Genomic DNA, 22048 nt, shown 5'->3' with positions numbered 1-22048 from the left:
TGGACGCAGCCTGAGGGCAACGCCACGGTGATACGGCGGAAACATAGCCCCCATAAGTTTGCTGACCATGACACAAGAGCTCACGGACGAGCCGGCCGACGCCGCCGTCGACCCGGATGACCGGCTCACCGCCACCAAAGAGACCCTCGAGGACTACACGCTGCGTTTTGCCCCGCGCAGCTACCGCAAGTGGTCCACCAGGGTGGTCGGCATCTCGGCCCTCGGTGGCATCGCCTACCTGGCCGACTTCGCGATCGGCGCGAACATCGGCATCTCCTACGGGACCACCAACGCGCTGTGGGGCATCCTCATCTTCGCCGTCGTGGTGATGCTGACCGGTTTCCCGGTGGCCTACTACTCGGCGCGCTACAACATCGACCTCGACCTGGTCACCCGCGGCAGCGGATTCGGCTACTACGGCTCGGTGGTCACCAACGTCATCTTCGCGACGTTCACCTTCATCTTCTTCGCCCTCGAGGGCTCGATCATGGCCCAGGGCCTCAAGCTCGGGCTGGGCGTCCCGTTGTGGCTCGGCTACGCGGTGTCGACGCTGATCATCTTCCCGTTGGTCATCTACGGCATGAAAGTGCTGTCCACCCTGCAGGTGTGGACGACGCCGCTGTGGTTGATCCTGATGGTGGCACCGTTCATCTACCTGGTGATCAGCCATCCCGAATCGGTCGGCCAGTTCTTCGCCTATCAGGGCGAGAACGGGGTGCAGGGCTTCGACATCGGCTCGACCCTGCTGGCCGCCGGCGTGTGCCTGTCGCTGATCGCCCAGATCGCCGAGCAGAACGACTACCTGCGGTTCATGCCGCCGAAGACCCCGGAGAACAAGCGCAGCTGGTGGACGTGGATGTTCCTGGCCGGCCCGGGCTGGGTGATCTTCGGCGCCATCAAGCAGATCGTCGGCCTGTTCCTGGCGGTGTACCTGATCGCCAACGTCGCCGACAGCGCCGGCATCGCCAACCAGCCGGTGCACCAGTTCCTGGAGATCTACCAGAACTTCCTGCCGGGCTGGCTGGCGATGACCCTGGCCGTGGTGCTGGTGGTCATCAGCCAGATCAAGATCAACGTGACCAACGCCTACTCGGGCTCGCTGGCCTGGACCAACTCGTTCACCCGGGTCACCAAGACCTACCCGGGCCGGCTGGTGTTCCTCGGGGTCAACCTGCTGATCGCGCTGATCCTGATGGAAGCCAACATGTTCGACTTCCTGAACACCATCCTGGGCTTCTACGCCAACTGCGGTATGGCCTGGGTGGTGGTGGTCGCCTCGGACATCGTGTTCAACAAGTACCTGCTGAAGTTGTCGCCGAAGGTGCCGGAGTTCCGCCGCGGCATGCTCTACGCGTTCAACCCGGTCGGCTTCGGTTCGATGCTGATCGCCGCGGGCCTGTCGGTCATCGCCTTCTTCGGTGGCCTGGGCGCGGCCATCCGGCCGTACTCGCCGCTGGTCGCCATCGGCCTGGCGGTGGTGCTGCCGCCGATCATCGCGATCGCCACCAAGGGCAAGTACTACCTGCGCCGCACCGACGACGGCATCGACCTGCCGATGTTCGACGAACACGGCAACCCCGCCGCCGACCACCTGAAATGCCTTGTCTGCCATCACGATTACGAGCGGCCCGACATGATCGCATCGGCGACCGGCAACGGGTTCATCTGCTCGCTGTGCCTGAGCACCGACAAGACCGGGGAGCACGTGCTGCCCGCCTGATCGCGGGTGATTTGTGCACGTTCCGTGACGCCGAGCGTTACGGAACGTGCACAAGTCGTCGTACTGTGTGCCCATGGCCGTCTTCCTGCGCAAGCTGTTCGGCATCGGCAAGCTGCCCGACGATCTGCGTGCCGCGGTGGAAGCCGAGGGCATCATCCACCTGGCCGAATACGTGGCCGTCACCCGGCACTTCGCCGGCCGGGTCCCCGGGCTGCGCTCGGCTGGCAGCGTCAGCAGCTACACCGGGTCGCTGGTCTTGACCTCACAGCGCGTGCTGGGCACCCTGTCCTCGGTACCGAAGCTGGCCGGCCGGGTGATCGACCAGCGTTGGGATGCACCGCAATCCGGGATGGTGGCCGCCGACATCTCCGAATCCGGGCTGCACATCGAGGTCGACGTCGGCCGGGTGGACCCGCGCTGCAGCGGACAGTTGTCGCTGCATTACAAGGAGCCGCTGCCCGCCGAGGTCCTGGCGCGGCTGCCCGCCCTGCACCTGGCTTATGACGTGCCGCCGGAGTGGGTGTTCCGGGCCGTCGGGGTGCCGTACCACCCCTAGACCGGACCGCGCGGCAGCGGCGCGTCCAGCCCGTCCACGATGGTGATGACGGGCGGCGTGGCGAACAGTTCGGCATGGGCCTCGACCGCCGTCCGGACCCGGCTGTGCAGCCGCGCGTGCGGCTCGCAATCGGTTTCGAAGGCATCCAAGATCCCGAACGTCGTTCCCCCGTAATGGAATCCGAACCAGACATGGGCACCCGGTTCGGCACCCACCAGCTTGTTGGCTTCCCGGAGAACGGCCGCGACGTCGGCCTCCCGGCCATGCCGCGCCTCCAGCGTCACCAGGAACGACAGCATTGTCACGGGCCGGTCCGGGGCGCACCGGCCGGCGGGACGGGTCCCACCCGGTTGAAGCGCTTGCCGCGCGCGATACGCCGCATGTCGGCGTCCTGGGCGATCAGTTCGCTCAGCGCGCGGTGCAGCGCGGCGCCGACGCGCTCGCAGAACTGCCGCGGCTCGTCGGCGGCATCGGGCAGTTCGGGGATGATCAGGTCGACGATCCCGGCGCGGCACAGATCCAGGGAGCGGATGCCCTGGCGCACGGCCATCTGCGGGGCATGCTCCACGTCGCGGTGCACGATCGCGCTGGCACCTTCGGGCGGCAGGGGTGACAGCCACGCATGCTGAGCCGAGAGCACCCGGTCGGCCGGTACCAGTGCCAGCGCCCCGCCCCCGGTGCCCTGGCCCAGCAGCAGGGACACCGTCGGGGTGTCCAGATCGACCATGTCGGCGATGCAGCGAGCGATCTCCCCGGCCAACCCGCCTTCCTCGGCGTCCTTGGACAGCGCGGCCCCGGCGGTGTCGATGACGGTGACGAGCGGCAGCCGAAGGTCGTTGGCCAGGCGCATCCCGCGTCGCGCTTCACGCAGCGCCGCGGGACCGAGCGGGGTCAACGGGGTCTGACCGCTGCGGTCCTGCCCGAGCAGCACGCAGGGCATGTCACCGAAGCGCACCAGCGCCAGGATCAGTCCGGGGTCCGCTTCGCCCTGCCCGGTGCCGTTGAGCGGGAGCACGTCGGCGGCGGCGTGGAACAGCAGTTCCCGCACGCCCGGGCGATCGCGGCGGCGGGAGGCCAGCACCGAGGTCCAGGCGGGGACGTCGTCGACCTCCCAGTCCGGTCCGTCCACCGCGTGCGGGCAACTGCGCGGGCTGTCGGTCATGATGCGCAGGGCGCGGTCGACGATCTCGCCGAGTTGTTCGGGCGGGCGGATGGCATCGATCAGGCCGTGCGCCTGCAGGTTCTCCGACGTCTGCACGCCGGCCGGGAAGCGGTCGCCGTAGAGCGCCTCGTAGACCCGCGGTCCGAGGAAACCGACGAGTGCGCCCGGCTCGGCGACGGTCAGATGTCCCAGTGACCCCCAGGATGCGAACACACCGCCGGTGGTGGGGTGCCGCAGATACACCAGATAGGGCAGATGGGCCGCCTTGTGCGCGGTGATCGCGGCGGTGATCCTGACCATCTGCAGAAAGGCCACCGTGCCTTCCTGCATCCGGGTACCGCCGGAGGTGGGCAGGGCCAGCAGCGGCAACCCCTCGGCGGTGGCGCGGTGGATGGCGGTGACCAGCCGCTCCCCCGCCGCGACGCCGATGGAGCCGGCCAGGAACCCGAACTCACTCACCAGGACGACGACCCGGCGGCCGCGAATGGTGACCGCACCCGTGGTGACCGATTCGTCGAGACCCGTCCTGCTCCTGGCCGCCGCGAGTTCCTCGGCGTAGCCGGCATCCACGGCGTACTCGGGGATCGGCGCGTCCCAGCACTCGAAGCTGTCGGCGTCGGCGACGATGTCGAGCACCTCACGCGCGGACAGCCGGCGCATCAGACCGCTTCCTTGAGCCAGGCGCGCACCAGGTCCTCGTCCGCGCCGAGGACCGGCGGTGCCAGATGCCGGGTCTCGGTGACCTCGGTGCCGTCCGGCCGGAAGAAACGCAACGGCGGCCCCGGCAGCGTGACCGGGCCCAGGGTGGCGTGCTCGACGTCGACCAGGAGTCCCTGCGACCGGGTCTGCTCCCACTCGTAAACCTCCCGGACATTGCGGACTTTCCCTGCCGGAACACCGATTTCGTCGAGCAACCGCAGCAGTGAGGTGGTGTCGTACCCGGCGAACAGCTTGGAGACCAAGGCGATGACCTCCGACCGGTTGGCCACCCGCTGCGGATTGGTGGCCATGCCCTCGGTGTCGGGGTCCACGCCGAACCCCGCGCAGAACCGGTGCCACAGACCTTCGCTGCCGACCGAGATCTGCACCGCACCGTCGGCCGTCGGGAACAGGCCGTACGGGCAGATCGACGGGTGGTGGTTGCCCTGGGCCTCGCCGATCTCGCCGGCGACCGTCCACTTGGTGCCCTGGAACGCGTGCACACCGACGACGCTGGCCAGCAGCGAGGTGCGCACCACCGTGCCCGTCCCGGTGCGGTCGCGCTGCCGGAGCGCGGCCAGCACCCCGAACGCGCCGTACATGCCGGCCAGCAGATCCGCGATCGGGACACCCACTCGCTGCACGTCGTCGGGACCCGAACCGGTGAACGACATCAGGCCGGCCTCGCCCTGGGCGATCTGGTCGTAGCCGGCTCGGCCGCCTTCCGGGCCGTCGTGACCGAACCCGCTGATCGACAGGATCACCAGGCGCGGGTTGAGCTCGGCCAGGCGCTCGGGTGAGAAGCCCAGCCGGTCCAGGACGCCGGTGCGGAAGTTCTCCATCAGCACGTCGGCCTTGGCGACCATCTCCGCCAGCGCGTGGCGGCCGTCATCGGTCTTCAGGTCCAGGGTGATGGAGCGCTTGTTGCGGTTGGCGCACAGGAAGTAGGTCGACTCGCGCTCGGCGCCGGCGGGTTCGACGAACGGCGGGCCCCAGCCGCGCGTGTCGTCGCCGCCTTTGGGGCTCTCGACCTTGATGACGTCGGCACCGAGATCGCCGAGCATCATCGCGGCGTGCGGACCCGCCAGCGCCCTGGTGAGGTCGACCACCACGGTCCCGTTCAGCGGACCGGTGCGACCCGTCGTATTCAGTGTGCTTGCCATCAGCGCGACTCCTATGGATTGGTGACCTAGTGGCCTAGCCAATTCATTTCAGCATCGCGTCCGCACCGCTGTCAAGAGTCATCCGTGCAGCTCAGCGCCATTTTCCGGGCAGCAGGAAGCGGCGACCCCACGCTGGTGTGGTCGCCGCCGCCGGCCGGTGTCATGCGGTCATAACCACCCGGGGAGGACGAGCACCGCCCAGGCGATGAACGGCCCGACCGCCACGACGAGCCCGCTGTACTTGAGGATCTGCTTGTAGAACGCGTCCCGGTCGATGCCCTGCGCGTTCGCCAGCACCAGTGCGCCGTTCGTCGAGAACGGGCTGACGTCGACGATGGTCGACGCGATGGACAGGGCGACGATCACGCCCACCGCCCCGACCTCGCCGGCCATCAGGAACGGCACCGCCAGCGGGATCGTGGCGCCGAGGATCGCCGTCGAGGATGCGAAGGCCGAGACGATGGCGCCGATGTAGCAGAGCAGCAGGGCCACCAGCAACGGCGCGCCGAGCGCCGCGACGCCGTTGCCCACCCATTCGACCGTGCCGGCCTCCTGCAGCACGCCGACGAAGGTCAGCACACCACCGATCAGCAGCACCGTCGACCAGCTGATCTGGTTGATGGCGCCCTTCTGCGCCTTGGGTGAGGCCAGCGCGAGGACGACGGCGACGGTCATGGACACGAAACCGACGTCCAGGTCGAGGATCAGCGCGAACACCGCCAGCGAGGCCAGGCCGACCAGGGTGAGGATCTGGTCGAAGGTGATCGCCTTGACCGCCGTCGCCAGCGGCGGGGCGTTCTCCGCGGTGACGGCCTGGGACCGGGCCTTGGTGGTCGTGGTGCCGAAGCCGCGCATCACGGTGGCCGGGGTCCGGCCGCCGCCGACCGCACCGGTATCCCCCTCGGGCCGCGTCTCGTCGTCGTCGTGCACGCTGCGGCCGATCAGCTCGCGCCCGCCCAGGAAGACGAACAGCAGCACGCCGATGGCGGCGTTGAAGAACAAGCTGCCCAGGAACAGGGTCAGCGGGCTGTTGTGCAGCCCCGCGTTGGCGGCGATGTTGTTGACGGTGACGCCGTAGATGCTGATCGGCGAGAAGCCGCCGGCCTGCGCGCCGTGCACCACCATCATCCCCATCAACAGCGGCCGGATCCGATAGCGCGCGGCGAAGCCCAGCGCGATCGGGGCCACGATGGCCACCGCCGCGGGACCGAGCGCCCCGATCGCCGTCAGCAGGCCGGTGACGCCGAACATCACCCACGGGATCAACGCGACCCGGCCGCGGACGAGTCGTACCGCCGCCCGCACCAGGAGGTCGACCGTCCCGTTGTTCTGCGCTATCGCGAACAGGTAGGTGATGCCCACCAAGGTGAGGAACAGGCTGCTCGGAAAACCGCCGATGATCTTGTCGGCGTCCATACCCACGGCCATCGTCCCCACGAAGAACGCCGCCACGAAGCCCAGCGCACCCATGTTGACCGGCAGGACCGTGGCGGCGACGAACATGACGACCAACGCCAGGATCGGAATCACTTCTACAGGCATCGGAACTCCACTCTCCCTGTGGCTAATTGGCCTAGCCACTAAGTCACTAGGCAGTGAAACAGTGAAACAGGTCACTGTCAACCCCAGATGTGCCCGAGATCATGCTGCCACGGCAGTTATCCTTGGCTCGAAGGAACGGAGTGTGAGTGACCCAGTGGCTGAGCAAATTCGCCCGGTAGCCCGACCGAGGCTCTACGAGGTCATCGTGGAACAGCTGTGCAAGCACATGGCGGACCGCGATATGCAGCCTGGCGAGCGGTTGCCACCGGAACGGGAACTGGCCGCTCAGCTCGGCGTGAGCCGGGCCTCGCTGAGCCAGGCCCTGGTCGCCCTGGAGGTGCAGGGCATCCTGTCGGTGCGGCACGGCGACGGCGCCGTCCTGGTCCGTCGCCCGGTCGAGGATGCGGCCGTCCGCGCCCTGCGTGAGCACGCCGACCGGCTCCCCGAGGTCATCGAGGCGCGCGAGGCGCTGGAGGTCAAACTCGCCGAGCTGGCCGCGGCGCGCCGCAGCGAGGCAGAGATGGCCGCCATCGACGACGCGCTCGCGATCATGGAGTCCGAGATCACCGACGGTGAGCGCGGGGTGTCCGGTGACGAACATTTCCACGCCGCGATCACCGCCGCCGCCCACTCCCCGCTGCTGGCCCGGCTGATGGGTGAGATCGCCGAACTGGTCCGCGAGACACGCATCGAGTCGCTGTCGCAGTCCGAGCGCCCGCGCGCATCGCTGGAAGGGCATCGCAAGATCGCCGATGCCGTGCGCCGGCAGGATCCCGTCGGTGCCGGCCGGGCGATGGCCGAACACATCCGGATGGTGTCCGACGTCGCGCTGCTCCGCACCTCGTGACGGCGACGATCGGCTACGACGCGGAGCTGCGGGAGCGGATCAGGGCCAACCTGGCCGGGCATGACCGGCGGGATATCACCGACCCGACCAAGCGGCACGCCGCGGTCGCGATCGTGCTGGTGGATTCCGAACTCGGCGAGGACCGGGTGGATCCGGCCCCCGTCGACGAGTGGATCGCGGGCCGGCCGATGCCCGACGCCGGTCTGGACGGGCGCATGGTCGACGTGTCCGGCGGCGCGGCCTTCCTGCTGTGCCGGCGCGCGGCACGGCTCAATTCCCATGCGGCGCAATGGGCCCTGCCCGGCGGGCGCCTGGACCCCGGCGAGACAGCGGTCGACGCGGCGCTGCGCGAGACCCATGAGGAAGTCGGCGTCGAGCTGCCCGGCTCGTCGGTGCTCGGGCTGCTCGACGACTATCCGACCCGCTCCGGGTACGTCATCACCCCCGTGGTGATGTGGGGCGGCGGGCGGCTGGAACTGCGGCCACAACCCGCCGAGGTGGTCGCCGCCTACCGGGTGGGCCTGCACCAGCTGCTGCGCGACGATTCACCGCGCTACATCAGCATCCCGGAAAGCCCGCGACCGGTGGTGCAGATCCCGCTGGGCAACGACCTGATCCACGCGCCGACCGGTGCCGTCCTGTTACAGCTGCGCTGGCTGGGCCTGGAGGGCAGACCCGACCGCGTCGACGATCTCGAACAACCGGTGTTCGCCTGGAAGTGATCATCTCGGTGAACGAAAGGGTTGCCGAACCGCGGTTCACGATGTTGCCTGTACCTCCGATGAAGGACTTCCTGTGACCGGCCCCCGCGCCAACGTGTTGTTCGTGCACTGGCACGACCTGGGCCGCTACCTCGGCGCCTACCAGCACACCGACGTCGACAGCCCGCGGCTGGACCGATTGGCCGCCGAAGGCATCCTGTTCACCAGGGCGCATGCCACCGCCCCGCTGTGCTCGCCGTCGCGCGGGTCGCTGTTCACCGGCCGGTATCCGCAGAGCAACGGACTGCTCGGCCTGGCCCACCACGGCTGGGAGTACCGCGCGGACGTGCAGACCCTGCCTGCCCTGCTGTCCGAATCCGGTTGGCACACCGCCCTGTTCGGGATGCAGCACGAGACGTCGTATCCCGCGCGGCTGGGTTTCGACGAGTTCGACGTGTCCAACTCGTACTGCGAATACGTCGTCGAGCGGGCGGTGGACTGGCTGCGCCGGCGGACCGCCGACCCGACCGGCACGCCGTTCCTGCTCACCACCGGCTTCTTCGAGACGCACCGGCCCTACCCGCCGGAACGCTACGACCCGGCCGATCCCGACGCGGTGGCCGTGCCGGGCTATCTGCCGGACACGCCCGACATCCGTCAGGACCTCGCCGATTTCTACGGGTCCATCACGGTGGCCGACGCCGCGGTGGGCGAACTGCTGGACACGCTCGCCGAGACCGGTCTGGACCGCACCACCTGGGTGGTGTTCCTCACCGACCACGGGCCCGCGCTGCCGCGCGCCAAGTCCACGCTGTACGACGCGGGCACCGGCATCGCGCTGATCGTGCGCCCGCCACGGGACGCGAACATCGCCCCCCGGATCTATGACGACCTGTTCAGCGGGGTCGACCTCACCCCCACCCTGCTCGACCTACTCGGGGTGCCGATCCCCGAAGCGGTGCAAGGCCTTTCGCATGCCGCCAATCTGCGCGGGGCGGCGCAGGACGAGGTCCGCACCGAGGTCTACACCACCAAGACCTTCCACGACTCCTTCGATCCGATCCGCGCGATCCGGACGAAGGAGTACAGCTATATCGAGAACTACGCGCCGCGACCGCTGCTGGATCTGCCGTGGGACATCGCCGACAGCCCACCCGGGCAGGCCGTCGGGCCTCGGGTCACCACACCGCGGCCGGCGCGCGAACTCTACGACCTCACCGCCGATCCCGCCGAGAGCCGAAATCTGCTCACCGAGAACACTTCCGGTGACGATGTGCTCGCCGCCGAGGCGCTCGCCGGGGAGCTCGCCCTGAAACTCGACGACTGGCGACATAAGACCAATGACGTCATCCCGTCGGACTTCGCCGGTACCCGCATCTCAGAGCGCTACACCCAGACGTATCTGAGCATCCACGGCCGCCCCGCCACCAGCCGCTCGGGCATCGCGGCCGACCGCGGCGTCGACCGCGAACGCAGCGGGCAAGACTAATGCTCACCATGAGTAAAAAATGCCTCTGAGCAGCAGATAACCGCACCCGTTAGGCTCTCGCGCATGGCTTCACCGACGGCACCCACGGCGTATCTGGTCCTCGCCTCGCAGCGCAGCGGCAGCACGCTGCTGGTGGAATCGCTGCGCGCGACGGGCGTGGCCGGCGAGCCGCAGGAGTTCTTCCAGTACCTGCCCACCACCAGCATGTCGCCGCAGCCGCGGGAGTGGTTCGCCGATGTCACCGACGAGTCGATCCTGCGACTGCTCGACCCGCTGGTCGAGGGCAAACCCGACCTGGCGCCCGCCGAGATCTGGCGCGACTACATCCAGACCGTCGGGCGCACCCCGAACGGGGTGTGGGGCGGCAAGCTGATGTGGAACCAGACGCCGCTGCTGCTGGACCGGGCCAAGGATCTACCGAACCGCTCCGGCGACGGGCTGCTGGCCGCCATCCGCGATGTGGTGGGCAGCGACCCGGTACTGATCCACGTCTACCGGCCCGACGTGGTGTCCCAGGCGGTGTCGTTCTGGCGGGCGGTGCAGACCCGGGTGTGGCGCGGGCGGCCCGACCCGGTGCGCGATGCCCGCGCCGAATACCACGCCGGTGGCATCGCGCATGTCGTGAAACTGCTGCGCGCCCAGGAAGAGGGCTGGCGCAACTGGTTCGCCGAGGAAGGCGTGGAACCGATCGACGTCTCCTACCCGTATCTGTGGCGCAACCTCACCACCGTGGTGGCCACCGTGCTGGAGCAACTGGGCCTGGACCCGCGGTTGGCGCCGCAGCCGGTACTGGAACGCCAGGCCGATCAGCGATCCGACGAATGGGTCGACCGTTACCGCGCGGATGCGCACCGGGAAGGACTGCCGACATGACCACCGACACCGTCCACGTCGACGAGCTACGGCTGCTGGAGGCCGAAGCGGTGCACATCATCCGCGAGGTGGTGGCCGAACTGCAGCGCCCGGTGCTGCTGTTCTCCGCAGGCAAGGATTCCATCGTGCTGCTCCGGTTGGCGGAGAAGGCCTTCCGGCCTCTCCCGCTGCCCTTTCCGGTGCTGCACGTCGACACCGGGCACAACTTCGCCGAGGTCATCGAGTTCCGGGACCGGCGCACCACCGGCCAGGGTCACAAGCTGCTCGTCGGCTCGGTGCAGGAGACCATCGACAGCGGCCGGGTGGCCGATCCCGGCCCCGGCGCCTCCCGCAACCGGCAACAGACCCGCACCCTGCTCGACGCGCTGGAGGCCGGCGGTTTCGACGCCGCGTTCGGCGGAGCCCGGCGCGACGAGGAACGCGCCCGTGCCAAGGAACGCATCCTGAGCTTCCGTGACGAGTTCGGCCAGTGGGACCCGCGGGCCCAACGGCCCGAGCCGTGGTCGCTGTACAACGGCCGCATCCGCAAGGGTGAGCAGGTCCGCGTGTTCCCCCTCTCGAACTGGACCGAGATCGACATCTGGCGCTACATCGAACTGGAAAACCTTGAGCTGCCGTCGATCTACTTCGCCCACGAACGCGAGGTGTTCGAGCGGGACGGCATCCTGCTCGCGGTGTCGGAGTACACGCAGCCGACCGGTGACGAGAAGGCCGCCGTCGAGTGGGTGCGCTACCGCACCGTCGGCGACCTCACCATCACCGGCGCGGTGCGGTCCACCGCCACCACCATCGACGGGGTGATCGCCGAGATCTCGGCGGCCACCGTCTCCGAACGGGGCGAGACCCGGGCCGATGACCGTACATCCGTGGCGGCCATGGAAGACCGCAAGCGAGAGGGTTACTTCTGATGGGTTCTCAGACGGGCTCGACGACCCGGCAGTTGCTCCGCATCACCACCGCCGGCTCGGTCGACGACGGTAAGAGCACCCTGATCGGCCGGCTGCTGCACGACACCGACAGCCTGCCGCTGGATCATCTGGAGGCGGTCACCGACGAGGAGGGCGTGGCCGACCTGGCCGCCCTGTCCGACGGCCTGCGCGCCGAGCGCGAGCAGGGCATCACCATCGACGTGGCCTACCGGTTCTTCTCCACCGAGACCCGCAGCTACATCCTGGCCGACACCCCGGGGCACGAGCGCTACACCCGCAACATGTTCACCGGCGCCTCCAACGCGCACGTGGCCATCCTGCTGGTGGACGCCCGCGCGGGCGTGCTGCGCCAAACCCGCCGGCACGCCAGGATCGCTAAGTTGTTGGGAATCAAGCACTTTGTGGCCACCGTCAACAAGATCGACCTGGTCGACTTCGACGAGGGCCGGTTCACCGAGGTGCAGCGCGAACTGCAGTTGGTCGCCGACCGGCTCGGCGGTGCCGAGCTGACCGTGATCCCCATCGCGGCCAAGCTGGGCGACAACGTCGTGCACCGTTCCACCAACACGCCGTGGTACGCCGGCCCGACGCTACTGGAATACCTTGAGGCCATCGAACTCTCGGCACCGCACCCGGAGCCCGCCAATCTGCGGCTCCCGGTGCAGTGGGTGTCGCGCCCCACCTCAGAACAGCGTCGCCGCTACACCGGCCGGCTGTCGGCCGGCACGCTGAGCGTCGGCGACGAGGTGGTGAGCCTGCCCGCGGGCACCCGGTCCACCGTCACCGTGCTCGACACCCTCGACGACGACCGGACCACCGCCGTGGCGCCGCTGTCGGTGTCGATCGAACTGGCCGACGATATCGACGTCGGGCGCGGCGACGTGTTCGTCAGCGCGGCCGACCATGCCGCGCTGCCGGTGCTGGCCCGCGAGATCGACGCCACGGTGTGCTGGTTCCAGGACAGCCCGTTACGCGCCGGTGATCGGCTGGCGCTCAAGCAGGGCACCCGCACCGTGCGGGCCACCGTGCAGGATCTGCACACCAAGCTGGACCCCGAGACGCTCGACGAGCTCGACGGCCCGGTCGAACTGGCGCTCAACGATATCGGTTCGGTGACACTGCGCACCAGCTCGGTGGTGGTGGCCGACCCGTACGCCGAGAACCGGGACAGCGGCGCCTTCATCCTGATCGACGAGGTGTCCAACGACACCGTGGGCGCCGGCATCATCGTCGAGGCCCGCGAGCTCAAGCCCAGCGGTCACAACCGCTCCGACATCAAGTGGCATCCGTCGTCCCTGGACCGCGAGTACCGCTGGAGCAAGACCGGGCAGCGCGGCGCCACCATCTGGTTCACCGGGTTGCCCGCCTCGGGCAAGTCCACGCTGGCCGTGGCCGTGGAGCGGGCACTGGTCGAGTCCGGCCAGGTGGCCTATCTGCTGGACGGGGACAATCTGCGGCACGGCTTGTCCGACGATCTCGGCTTCTCGGCGGGCGACCGCACCGAGAACATCAGGCGGGTGGGCCATCTCACCCGGCTGCTGGCCGACGCCGGCGTCGTCGCGCTGGCCGCGCTGGTGTCGCCGCTGCGCTCGGATCGCGAGATCGCCCGATCCCTGAACGACGCCGCCAAGCTGCCGTTCATCGAAATCCACGTCGCCACCCCGGTCCAGGAGTGCGCGCGCCGCGACCCGAAGGGCCTGTACGCACGCGCCAAGTCCGGGGAACTCAAGGGCCTCACCGGGATCGATGCGCCCTATGAGGCACCCGACGCCCCCGACCTGGTGGTCGACACCACCGGCGCCGATATCGAACATTTGGTCCGACAGGTCATCGAACTGCTCGACAAGAAGCGATTTGTGGAGCCGCACCCGTAACCATTCCGGGTGCGGCTCCACGAATCACCGCGTTTGGGCGACGACGAACACCCGCCGGAACGGGAAGAACGTGATGCCGTCGGCACGCACCGGGTAGGCCTGCGCGAGCACCGGGATGATCGCCCGCCGGTACTGCTGCCACAGCTCCTCGGACAGCCTGGCCTTCACCTGGGTCAGCGCGGTCCCGGTGATCCAGTCCAACACCGGTGTCTCGCCGCGGAGTTCGTGGATATAGGTGGTCTCCCAGGCGTCCACCGTGCAACCGGCGTCGGTGAGCAGCCCGGCGTAATCCTCCGGGTCACCGACGACATCAGCCTCCCGCCAGGGCATCTCGCGCAGCGGCTCGGCGAACGGTTCGCGCCGCGCCACCTCCCGGATCGCCCGGTGCGAAGGCGCGTCGAAGTTGCCGGGCACCTGGAAGGCGATCCACGAACCGGGTGCCAGCTGCCGGGTCCACCGCAGCACGATGTCCCGATGCCCCGGCACCCACTGCAGCGCGGCGTTGGACAGCACCACGTCGGTATCGGGGCGCGGGGTCCAGCCCTCGATGTCGCCGACCGCGGCGTCCAGGCCACGCTCGCGCGCCTTCGCCACCATCTCCGGCGACGAGTCCCACGCCTCGATCTGCGCACCCGGCCAGCGCCGGCCGAGCGTCTCGGTCAGGTTGCCGGGACCACAGCCCAGGTCGGCCACCCGGCGTGGCGCGTCGGCGGCCACCCGCGACAGCAGGTCGAAGAACGGGCGTCCGCGGTGATCGGCGAACGCGAGGTACACATCGGGATTCCACACGCCTGCGATTGTCCTCCCCGGGCTGTGAGTATGTTCGGTGACGATGGACGAACCGACTTCGGTGCGTCGGATCTGGGAATCCCTCGGGTTGCCCGGCATCGTCGACGTGCACACCCACTTCATGCCCAAGAACGTCATGGACAAGGTCTGGCAGTACTTCGACGCGGCGGGCCCGCTGGTGGGCCGGCCCTGGCCCATCACCTACCGCAGCGACGAGCAGGCCCGGCTGGACACGCTGCGAGCGTTCGGGGTCCGCGCCTTCACCTCCCTGCTCTACCCGCACAAGCCCGACATGGCGGCGTGGCTGAACCAGTGGGCCGCGCGGTTCGCGGCCGACACCCCGGACTGCCTGTCGACGGCCACCTTCTATCCCGAACCGGGCGCCGCCGAGTACGTGAAAGCGGCCATCGCCGGGGGCACCCGGGTGTTCAAGGTGCACGTGCAGGTCGGCGGGTTCGACCCCACCGACGCGTTGCTCGACGACGTCTGGGGCATGCTGGCCGACGCCGGTATCCCGATCGTCATCCACTGTGGGTCGGGGCCGCAGCCGGGCAACCACACCGGACCCGATCCGGTGCGCGCCGTCCTGCGGTGCCACCCACGGTTGCGGTTGATCGTGGCGCACATGGGCATGCCGGAGTACACCGAATTCCTGGACCTGGCCGAAGATTACGACGTGGCCCTGGACACCACCATGGCCTTCACCGGGTTCGCCGAGGAGACCATGCCGTTTCCCGCCGCCGAATACCCGCGGCTACGCGCACTCGGTGACCGCATCCTGTGGGGCAGCGACTTCCCCAACATTCCGTACGGCTACCTGGATGCGATGACGGCGCTGACCCGGTTGCCCGGCGTCGACGACGCCTGGCTGCGTGCGGTGTTCCACCACAACGGTGCGGCGTTGTTCGGGCTGAACTGACCCGTGTGCGTGCTACGTCCTGACCGGTACACCGGCGGCATCCACCGGCCAGGACAACCACGTCGGCAGGTCCGGGGTGGCCGGTCCGTGACCGTCCAGCCGTTGCGCGGCGGACAGTTCGAGCGCGTCGAGCACGGGCCGTTGCCGCCCGCCCAGCCGGGCCAGCCCCGGTACCGGTACCGCGGCGCCGGGGGCCTCGGCGGTACGGAAGGCGACGACAGCCGCGACACTGTGCACGCCGAACTCGACGGCGGTCCAGGTCTCCTGCGCCGGGCTCGCCCATACGGCGTCCAGCAGCTCCGGCAGCGCCTGCACCGGAATGCGGTAGGCCGCAACGAATCCGGCGTCATCGGCCAGCGCACGCCACGATTCACGCGCGTCACCGCGAACCGGTGCCGGCTGACCACCCTCGACCGCGGTGACCGTCCAACCATGTTCCCTGAGGTGGCCGGCCAACCGGCGGCCGATCACGTCGACGGTGTCGTGCAGCGGAAGGTGCGCCGAACGTGCCTGCAGTGCAGGCAGATTGTCCTCGGCGGCCAGGGTCAGTCCCACCCAGGTCTGCCGCTGCCCGCCCTGGTCCCGACTGGTGATCCGGACCTTGTCGCAGCGCAGTCCGTACCGGTCGACGTACCCGGCGATCAGCGGCACCGGTAGGTCACCGGTGCCGTCGATCCGCAGCAGCACCGAGCCACGATCGGCCGGTTGCCCACCGGTCGGGGACTTGCGGGCATTGCGCACGACGATCGCCAGCCGGCGGCCCAGCAGCGTCGTGACGAATTCGCCTCGCCACCAGGCAAACACAAGGATCACCACGGTGATCGCCACTCCGAGCACCCATCGCGAGGTGACCGTCGGCCAGGGATAGGCCAGCGCGGCCGGGATGATGAACAGCAACGCCAGGGCGAGTCGGGCCGTCATGCGGCTGAGTCCTTCCGTCGAAGAGCGGCGACCACCAGGACCACCAACGCGAGTACCCCGGTGCCGATGAATGCGACGGTCCGTGGGGTGGAGTCTTCGGGCGCCGGGACCGGCGGTGCGGCAACCGCTTTCGCCGTATCGGCGGGACCGCCCGGTCCGGGAACATCCCAGGTCAGGGCGGCTACGGGGTCGATACTGCCCGCGCCCACCACATTCGACGGTGAGCGGTCGGCACCGTGCGCGGTCACCGTCAGCCTCCGCACCACCTGCTCCGCGGTCAGTTCGGGGAAACGGGCCCGCACCAGCGCAGCCACCCCTGACACGTACGCCGCGGCGTAACTGGTGCCGCTGGCGGGCGCCAGTTCGCCTCTGGCATCGGGCAACCCGTTGGCCAGTCCACCGTCGGTGCTGTTGCTCAGCGACGTGATGTCCTGCCCCGGCGCGGCGATGCCGACCCACGGTCCGGCCATGGTGAACGGTGCGGGCTCACCCTGGCGGGTCAGCGCACCGACGGACAGCACATAGGGCTGCCACCAGGACGGGATGGACACCGATGTGACGCCACCCCAGTTGCGCGGATCGCCTGCCCGGGCCGGATCGGCGAGTGGGTTTGCCGCACATGATGTTCCGGCTGCGGTGGTGGAACTGCTGTTACCGGCCGCCGCGATGATCACGGCGTCCTTGTCGACCGCGGCGTACCGCAGCGCCGCGCCGAGCGCGGACTGGTCGACGGTGTTGTCGGCGGGCAGGCAGGTCACCGCGGAGATGTTGATCACCCGCGCACCCAGGTCGGCCGCCCGCACCACCGCGCGGGCCAGCGTCGCGATATCGATCCCGGCCCGGGTGAGCACCGGGTCTGCACCCTGCTGCGCGGGCGAGTAGTGCGCGGAGGTCTGGCGGATCGACACCAGCCGGGCACCAGGGGCCACCCCGGAGAACCCGTCCGCGCCGGGCTGCCCGGCGATCAGCCCGGCGATCAGCGTGCCATGCCCGTCACAGTCGGACAACCCGTCCCCCGCTTCGACGAAGTCACCGCCGGGCTCGACATTCGGCAGCCGCGGGCCAGGGCGGACGCCGGTGTCGATGACGGCGACGGTCTGCCCGTCACCGCGGCTGTACCGCCAGGCACCGGGCAGGTCGAGCGCCACCTGGTTCGGGTTCACCGCCGCCGAGTCGGTGCCGGGCAGCACGCCGGTGGTCACGCACGGGGTGCGCAGCGCCATGGCCTGCACCGGACCCGCGGCACCGGTGGGTGGAGCCACCTGATCGTCGACCGCCGGCGGGGTGACGGCGCCCGCGGCGGGACAGCTCAGCAGCACCACGGCACCGACGGCACCGAGGAGTGCTGAGCCACAACGGGATCCGGTCACCTATTCAGAACCCATTCGAACAGGCCGAGCAGGTAGGCGGCCAGCGGGATCACCGAGGCGTCCACCGCGGCCGCGACGAAGCCCAGCAGGCGCCGCGCCGGCAGCGAGTAGGTGTCCGGCGCGGCGATCCGTGGATTCGACGCGACCAGCACCCAGCCGGCGACCAGCACGGTCAGCACACCCAAGGCCCACCAGGCCGCGGTGTAGCGATCGGTGACCAGCAGGACGATCAGCAGCGCGGACGTCACCAGGAACGAATGACTCAGCAGCCACGCCTTGCAGGCGGCCGAATCCCACACCCGGGCGCGCAAGGCCGTGCCCAGCGCCGCGACGACCACCAGAACCCACGCCCACGGCGACACCACGGGTCCGGCGACCAGGATCACCGAACCAGTGGCCGACAGCAGAACGCCGGCGGCCAGGAAACCGGTTTGGTGCGCGTTGGTGACGCGCACCCGGCGGGGCAGATCCTCCAGCACCCGCAGCGGTTGCGCCGACGGGGTCGGGTCGCCCGGTGCGGGGATGACGGGGACGGGCAGCCGCGCGCACAGCGCCGACAGTTGGGCGGCCTGCACCGTGACCACGAGCGCGAAAACGAGCAAGCCGCAACCGATCCGGGTGTCGTTCAGCTCCCACACCGAAGCCAGGGCGGCAAACAGCAACACACCGAATCCGGTGACCGCGGTCGTGGTGAAGGTCGCGATGGCGCGCTCGAACACGACGATGCCGATGATCGACCAGGCGGTCACGCCGGCCGCGGCGAGCAGCAGTTGTGCGGCACCGAAGTCACCGGGGACGGCCAGCGCGAATGCCGCGGCCACCGGAACCAGTGCGGTCACCGCCAGCGCCGTACCCAGCGACACCGACCGCGGTCGGGCGACCAGCGACGCCACCACCGCCACGACGGCGACTCCGGCCAGGGTGAACAACCCGCCCGCATGGCCGGTGCCGACCCGGAAGGTGGCCGCCAAAGCGGTGGCCAGCAGCAGGAAGGCGATCACCGCCGCGACGGCGCCGCGTTGGATCTGGCCGGCCCCCCAGGCGCGTTCCCGGGCGGTGGAGAAGATGGCCGCGGCATCGGCGATGTCCTCGATGATGCGTGGTGCGGCCGGGCCGGCCGGAATTTCCTGCAATGCCAGCAGATCGCCGTCGACCACCCCGACGGTGTCCAGCGTGGCGTCCAGACTGAACGGTGCGCCGCCGATCGGGGCCAGGCTCAACCTCGCCGGCGTGCCGTCGAGATCGGCACCGTCGTCGGCGGGCAGCACGGTGCGCTGCACGGCCGGGATGATCTCGCGTAGCGGCAGTTCGGCCGGCAGCGCCAGCTCGGTGAGCCGCCCGGCGGCACGACCGGACTCCTCGTCGGCGCCGGCGGCCAGCACGGCCACCCGCACGATCGGCATCACAGTGTTGTCGGGCATCGGTTTTCCGTTCTCTGTTCGAAATCTCGGTTGGGCGGTGCGGCTGAAGGTCGATCGTTCCTCGCGTCGGCGAACCACGAGCCGTCCGGCAGGCTTGCGGTCAAGCGGTCCACCGCGGCGGCGATCGCCGGCAGGTCACCCGGGGTGAAGGTCGACACCCATTCCCCGTCGAACGCCCGGTGCGGGTGCACCAGGATGCGTCCCGCGGCGCAGTCGATGACGCTGACCCCGACCTCGGTGCTCACCCGGTAGCCGTCCCGGTGCTCACCGGCCACGATCTCGACGTAGCTGCGCGGTCCGGTGAACACCGCCTCCACCACCGGCCGCGCCGACGCCGGGATACCCAGGTGGGCCACGACTTCGGTGAGATCGGCTCCGCCGCGCAGCTTTTCGTCCGCGCGCGCGCCGGCCCGCATGGGTATGGTGAACTCGTCGAAGTCGGCCGGCCGCCGGCGTTGCAGGCCGGCCGTGACCACCGGCACCATATCGCCCGGGTCGGCGAGGTCCACCTCGGTGAACGTCACCAGTCCGCCGCTGCGCAGCGCGACGACGGTGTGCCCCTCCTGCCTGCCGACCACACCCCGCAGCATCCCGCCGCCGGGGCTCACCACCCGCAGCTCCAGCCACTGCCGGGCCCGGCAGGTCATCCGGATCCACCGGGCGACAGCGGGATTGACGCTCCCACTGCCGGACAACACGCCCAGGTCGACCAGTTCGGCGGTGCGGTCGGCCGCGAAGCCGGCACCGGCGGACGGCTCGCTGTAGGGCGGCGTGATCGCCAGCACCCACGGGAACGAGCCGGAGCCGGTCAACTCGGCGAGGTACCAGGCCTGCTCGACGGTCAGCTCGACCGCGTTAGCAGCCATCTAGCCCCATTTGGCGCCCTCGGCCTGGTCGCGGGCGTTCATCGCGACGGTGTTGGTCTCATGCGTGCTGGCCATCGCCTGGTACGCCCGGACCAGCTCGCTCATGCTGGTGTTCCACTGGGCCTGCCAGGCCTGGTAGGTCATCCCGGTGTCACCTTGCCAGGCGCTGCCCAGCGCGGCCTGCTCCGCGGCGATATCCGCGCCCACCGCGTTGAGAGCGCCCGCGTACCCGGCCATCTCACCGGCGAGCCCCAGCATGGCCGGGTAGTTGTACATGATCTGCGACATGGTGTTCTCCTGGTGGAAGGTCAGATGGAGGTGTAGCTGCTGGCGGCGGCGGCGTCCTGCGCCACGTAGGTGCCCGCCGCGTCGCCGAGATTGGCCTGGGCGATGTCCAGCAGGGCGTTGACCCGGGCGGCCACCTCGATGAAACGGGCGTGCGCGGCCTGGAACGCGGCCGAGGCCTCGCCCATGTGGAAGGCCTGTGAGGCCGTCGCGGCCTGCTCGGCCTGGGCGATGGTGCTGCGCATCAGCGCGGCCTTGGCTCCGAAGGCGCTCTCCGAGGCGACGATCTGCGGGATGTGGGCGTCGAGCATGCTCATGGGATTTCCTTCTCGATGTGTCGATCAGTGCTGGTCACGTTGGGTGCTGCGTTCAGTTGCGTTGTCCCCCTTGTCCATCGGATGGCCAGTTACCCGGCAACATCGGATTGACCGGTCCACCACCGAATTGGTCACCGGTCAGTTCGGTCAGGCCGGCGGCGGTGGTGTCCTCGGCGTCACCGCTCACCGCGCCGGTGAAGCCCATCGTTCCCGCCCCGCGGGTGGACGCGGTGACCGCGGGCTCCTGCTCGTGCGGCACCGGTGGGCGGTCGTCGTTCTCGTCGTAGTCCATGTACTCGTCGGCATACGCGAAATCCTGGATCTCGGCGGCCTTCTTGCGGCGCCGTTTCCGGCGTTCGGCGGCGCTCAGCGCCGCTGCCGACCCCACCGCGGCTGCCGATCCGGAGGCCGGCGCCTTGGCCGCGGTGCGATCCCGGATCACCGGGGTGAAGCCCTCGCCGGGGTCGCCACCGCGCACCGCGTAGGCGACGGTGGTGGCCGCGGCCGGGGTGGCGGCGGGCGCGCCGGCGGGAGCCGTACCTGCCGGCGCCCCGGCCGGAGCGCCTGCCGGGGTGCCGATGGTCGGGGCGACGCTGGCGACCGGCCACACGTTGGGCTGGTCGGCCCGCTGCGGCGCCGGCGCCTCGGGCGCCGCCTCGGCGGGTACCTCCGGTTCCGGCAGCAGCGCCAGCAGCCCCAGCATGCCGAGGCCGACCCCGGCCAGCACAGGGAGCAGGAACGGGGCGACGAGCAGCGCGCCCCACGTGCCCCAGCCGACCGGCTGGAAGATGGCCTGGTACAACAGCGCTGCCAGCAGCGGTCCCCACTGCACCAGCGCCGCGGACGGGTTGGTGAGGAAGTCGATGATGATCTGCCGCGTCGTCCCGATCGGGTTCTGCAGGAAGTCCCAGATGAGGTCGCCGCCCGGCAGCGACTTGATGTAGGACTCCAGGTAGCTCAGGATCGAGTTCGAACTGTCCAGCGCGGTACCGGAATCCAGTGCCTGTGCCTGCGCGACCGATTGGGTGGCCGTCGCGGTGGCGTTGCCCGCCTCGCCGACCCCGGGCTTCACCAGCATCGGCGCGGGCGGCAGTGCGGGTGTGGCCGCGACGGTCGCCGCCGACACCGCTTGGTAGGTGCTCATCACGGTGGCCGCCTGGATCCACATCCGGACGTAGTCGGCCTCGTTCACCGCGATCGGGATCGTGTTGATACCGAAGAAGTTGGTGGCCAACAGCACTCCGTGGATGACGTGATTGGCGGCCAGTTCCGCGAGCGTCGGCATGGTGGCCAGCGCGGTGCTGTACGCGGCCGCCGCGGTCTCGTGCTGGGCGGCCGCGATCGCGCTGTTGGCGCCCGCTTGGGCCAGCCAGGCCAGGTACGGCTGGTGCGCGGCGATGTACTGTTCCGCGCTCGGGCCTTCCCACGAACCGGCGCCGACGGTACCCAGGGTGGCGGTCAGTTCGGCGACAGCGGAGGCGTATTCGGCGCTGAGCGATTGCCAGGCCCCCGCGGCAGCCAGCAGCGGCCCGGGTCCCGGACCGCTGCTGAGCAGTGCCGAGTGCACTTCGGGCGGCAGCGCCATCCAGACGGGGGTGAACATGG

General features: G+C 69.7%; 21 protein-coding genes. 9 read left to right on the top strand and 12 right to left on the bottom strand.

Features of this window, described 5'->3' with window-relative positions; translation table 11 throughout:
- Positions 1-67: 67 nt before the first annotated feature.
- Together BN977_RS19745 and BN977_RS19740 are read left to right on the top strand one after the other, a co-directional pair.
- Positions 68-1720, top strand: coding sequence for a purine-cytosine permease family protein (locus tag BN977_RS19745; RefSeq protein ID WP_024450912.1), 1653 nt, complete (start codon positions 68-70; stop codon positions 1718-1720).
- 73 nt (positions 1721-1793) lie between these two features.
- Positions 1794-2276 carry a hypothetical protein gene (locus tag BN977_RS19740; protein WP_036400856.1) on the top strand — a complete coding sequence of 161 codons (483 nt, stop codon included), beginning with the start codon at positions 1794-1796 and terminating at the stop codon, positions 2274-2276.
- On the opposite strand, the gene BN977_RS19735 is transcribed toward BN977_RS19740, so the two are convergent.
- The 4 genes from BN977_RS19735 to BN977_RS19720 form a co-directional block, all read right to left on the bottom strand.
- Positions 2273-2581 carry an antibiotic biosynthesis monooxygenase gene (locus BN977_RS19735; protein ID WP_206666852.1) on the bottom strand — a complete coding sequence of 103 codons (309 nt, stop codon included), beginning with the start codon at positions 2579-2581 and terminating at the stop codon, positions 2273-2275. The genes BN977_RS19740 and BN977_RS19735 overlap by 4 nt on opposite strands.
- Positions 2578-4098, bottom strand: coding sequence for a carboxyl transferase domain-containing protein (locus tag BN977_RS19730; protein WP_036400852.1), 1521 nt, complete (start codon positions 4096-4098; stop codon positions 2578-2580). Before BN977_RS19730 ends, BN977_RS19735 begins: the two co-directional genes overlap by 4 nt.
- Entirely contained in the window at positions 4098-5300 is a 1203-nt protein-coding gene (locus BN977_RS19725) for a CaiB/BaiF CoA transferase family protein (RefSeq protein ID WP_024450916.1), read from the bottom strand. The genes BN977_RS19730 and BN977_RS19725 overlap by 1 nt, the downstream gene beginning before the upstream one ends.
- 168 nt (positions 5301-5468) lie before the next feature.
- Entirely contained in the window at positions 5469-6842 is a 1374-nt protein-coding gene (locus BN977_RS19720; RefSeq protein ID WP_024450917.1) for an SLC13 family permease, read from the bottom strand.
- A 154-nt stretch (positions 6843-6996) separates the two neighbouring features.
- Here BN977_RS19720 and BN977_RS19715 point away from each other — a divergent pair, with 154 nt between their 5' ends.
- From BN977_RS19715 to cysC, 6 genes are all read left to right on the top strand, one after another.
- A complete protein-coding gene (locus tag BN977_RS19715; RefSeq protein ID WP_024450918.1) occupies positions 6997-7689 on the top strand; it encodes a FadR/GntR family transcriptional regulator in 693 nt (230 codons plus the stop codon).
- A complete protein-coding gene (locus tag BN977_RS19710; RefSeq protein WP_036400850.1) occupies positions 7686-8411 on the top strand; it encodes an NUDIX hydrolase in 726 nt (241 codons plus the stop codon). Before BN977_RS19715 ends, BN977_RS19710 begins: the two co-directional genes overlap by 4 nt.
- A gap of 73 nt (positions 8412-8484) precedes the next feature.
- Positions 8485-9879 carry a sulfatase family protein gene (locus BN977_RS19705; RefSeq protein ID WP_036400847.1) on the top strand — a complete coding sequence of 465 codons (1395 nt, stop codon included), beginning with the start codon at positions 8485-8487 and terminating at the stop codon, positions 9877-9879.
- Between the two features lie 63 nt (positions 9880-9942).
- Positions 9943-10752 carry a trehalose 2-sulfotransferase gene (stf0, locus tag BN977_RS19700; protein ID WP_036400845.1) on the top strand — a complete coding sequence of 270 codons (810 nt, stop codon included), beginning with the start codon at positions 9943-9945 and terminating at the stop codon, positions 10750-10752.
- A complete protein-coding gene (gene cysD, locus BN977_RS19695) occupies positions 10749-11660 on the top strand; it encodes a sulfate adenylyltransferase subunit CysD (RefSeq protein WP_036400841.1) in 912 nt (303 codons plus the stop codon). Before stf0 ends, cysD begins: the two co-directional genes overlap by 4 nt.
- Positions 11660-13555, top strand: a complete 1896-nt coding sequence (cysC, locus tag BN977_RS19690; RefSeq protein WP_036400838.1) for a sulfate adenylyltransferase subunit CysN — start codon at positions 11660-11662, stop codon at positions 13553-13555. The genes cysD and cysC overlap by 1 nt, the downstream gene beginning before the upstream one ends.
- A 24-nt stretch (positions 13556-13579) precedes the next feature.
- Here the strand turns inward: cysC and BN977_RS19685 are convergent, their stop codons facing one another.
- Positions 13580-14344, bottom strand: coding sequence for a trans-aconitate 2-methyltransferase (locus BN977_RS19685; protein ID WP_036400837.1), 765 nt, complete (start codon positions 14342-14344; stop codon positions 13580-13582).
- Positions 14345-14387: 43 nt separating this feature from the next.
- On the opposite strand from BN977_RS19685, the gene BN977_RS19680 reads away from it, so the two are divergent.
- Complete coding sequence (locus tag BN977_RS19680) at positions 14388-15263, top strand: amidohydrolase family protein (RefSeq protein ID WP_036400835.1); 876 nt, start codon at positions 14388-14390, stop codon at positions 15261-15263.
- A gap of 12 nt (positions 15264-15275) precedes the next feature.
- Here the strand turns inward: BN977_RS19680 and eccE are convergent, their stop codons facing one another.
- Genes eccE through BN977_RS19645 form a run of 7 tightly spaced genes read right to left on the bottom strand, consistent with a single transcriptional unit; the run spans position 15276 to position 22046 of the window.
- Positions 15276-16184, bottom strand: coding sequence for a type VII secretion protein EccE (gene eccE, locus BN977_RS19675; RefSeq protein WP_036400834.1), 909 nt, complete (start codon positions 16182-16184; stop codon positions 15276-15278).
- The gene (mycP, locus tag BN977_RS19670; RefSeq protein WP_036400832.1) at positions 16181-17554 is read right to left on the bottom strand and encodes a type VII secretion-associated serine protease mycosin; all 1374 of its coding nucleotides are present in this window, start codon (positions 17552-17554) and stop codon (positions 16181-16183) included. Before mycP ends, eccE begins: the two co-directional genes overlap by 4 nt.
- Positions 17551-18975 (bottom strand): type VII secretion integral membrane protein EccD, encoded by a 1425-nt coding sequence (gene eccD / locus BN977_RS19665; RefSeq protein WP_036400831.1) that lies wholly within the window; start codon positions 18973-18975, stop codon positions 17551-17553. The genes mycP and eccD overlap by 4 nt, the downstream gene beginning before the upstream one ends.
- Positions 18957-19841: an ESX secretion-associated protein EspG gene (locus tag BN977_RS19660; protein ID WP_036400830.1), complete on the bottom strand. Its 885-nt coding sequence runs from the start codon at positions 19839-19841 to the stop codon at positions 18957-18959. Before BN977_RS19660 ends, eccD begins: the two co-directional genes overlap by 19 nt.
- Positions 19842-20129 (bottom strand): WXG100 family type VII secretion target, encoded by a 288-nt coding sequence (locus tag BN977_RS19655; RefSeq protein WP_024450930.1) that lies wholly within the window; start codon positions 20127-20129, stop codon positions 19842-19844. It lies immediately after the preceding gene.
- Positions 20130-20149: 20 nt separating this feature from the next.
- Positions 20150-20443 (bottom strand): hypothetical protein, encoded by a 294-nt coding sequence (locus BN977_RS19650; RefSeq protein WP_024450931.1) that lies wholly within the window; start codon positions 20441-20443, stop codon positions 20150-20152.
- 52 nt (positions 20444-20495) lie between these two features.
- A complete protein-coding gene (locus BN977_RS19645) occupies positions 20496-22046 on the bottom strand; it encodes a PPE family protein (RefSeq protein ID WP_036400829.1) in 1551 nt (516 codons plus the stop codon).
- Positions 22047-22048: the final 2 nt, after the last annotated feature.

The organism is Mycolicibacterium cosmeticum, assembly GCF_000613185.1.
GTDB classification, from domain to species: domain Bacteria; phylum Actinomycetota; class Actinomycetes; order Mycobacteriales; family Mycobacteriaceae; genus Mycobacterium; species Mycobacterium cosmeticum.
Note: the sequence above shows the minus strand (reverse complement) of the source record. Positions and strands in the feature narration are given on the sequence as shown.

Coding starts and splice junctions, on each gene's coding strand:
- BN977_RS19745 (WP_024450912.1), top strand. CDS start 68: ATGACACAAGAGCTCACGGACGAGCCGGCCGACGCCGCCGTCGACCCG.
- BN977_RS19740 (WP_036400856.1), top strand. CDS start 1,794: ATGGCCGTCTTCCTGCGCAAGCTGTTCGGCATCGGCAAGCTGCCCGAC.
- BN977_RS19730 (WP_036400852.1), bottom strand. CDS start 4,098: ATGCGCCGGCTGTCCGCGCGTGAGGTGCTCGACATCGTCGCCGACGCC.
- BN977_RS19725 (WP_024450916.1), bottom strand. CDS start 5,300: ATGGCAAGCACACTGAATACGACGGGTCGCACCGGTCCGCTGAACGGG.
- BN977_RS19720 (WP_024450917.1), bottom strand. CDS start 6,842: ATGCCTGTAGAAGTGATTCCGATCCTGGCGTTGGTCGTCATGTTCGTC.
- stf0 (WP_036400845.1), top strand. CDS start 9,943: ATGGCTTCACCGACGGCACCCACGGCGTATCTGGTCCTCGCCTCGCAG.
- cysD (WP_036400841.1), top strand. CDS start 10,749: ATGACCACCGACACCGTCCACGTCGACGAGCTACGGCTGCTGGAGGCC.
- cysC (WP_036400838.1), top strand. CDS start 11,660: ATGGGTTCTCAGACGGGCTCGACGACCCGGCAGTTGCTCCGCATCACC.
- BN977_RS19680 (WP_036400835.1), top strand. CDS start 14,388: ATGGACGAACCGACTTCGGTGCGTCGGATCTGGGAATCCCTCGGGTTG.
- eccE (WP_036400834.1), bottom strand. CDS start 16,184: ATGACGGCCCGACTCGCCCTGGCGTTGCTGTTCATCATCCCGGCCGCG.
- eccD (WP_036400831.1), bottom strand. CDS start 18,975: ATGCCCGACAACACTGTGATGCCGATCGTGCGGGTGGCCGTGCTGGCC.
- BN977_RS19660 (WP_036400830.1), bottom strand. CDS start 19,841: ATGGCTGCTAACGCGGTCGAGCTGACCGTCGAGCAGGCCTGGTACCTC.
- BN977_RS19655 (WP_024450930.1), bottom strand. CDS start 20,129: ATGTCGCAGATCATGTACAACTACCCGGCCATGCTGGGGCTCGCCGGT.
- BN977_RS19650 (WP_024450931.1), bottom strand. CDS start 20,443: ATGAGCATGCTCGACGCCCACATCCCGCAGATCGTCGCCTCGGAGAGC.
- BN977_RS19645 (WP_036400829.1), bottom strand. CDS start 22,046: ATGTTCACCCCCGTCTGGATGGCGCTGCCGCCCGAAGTGCACTCGGCA.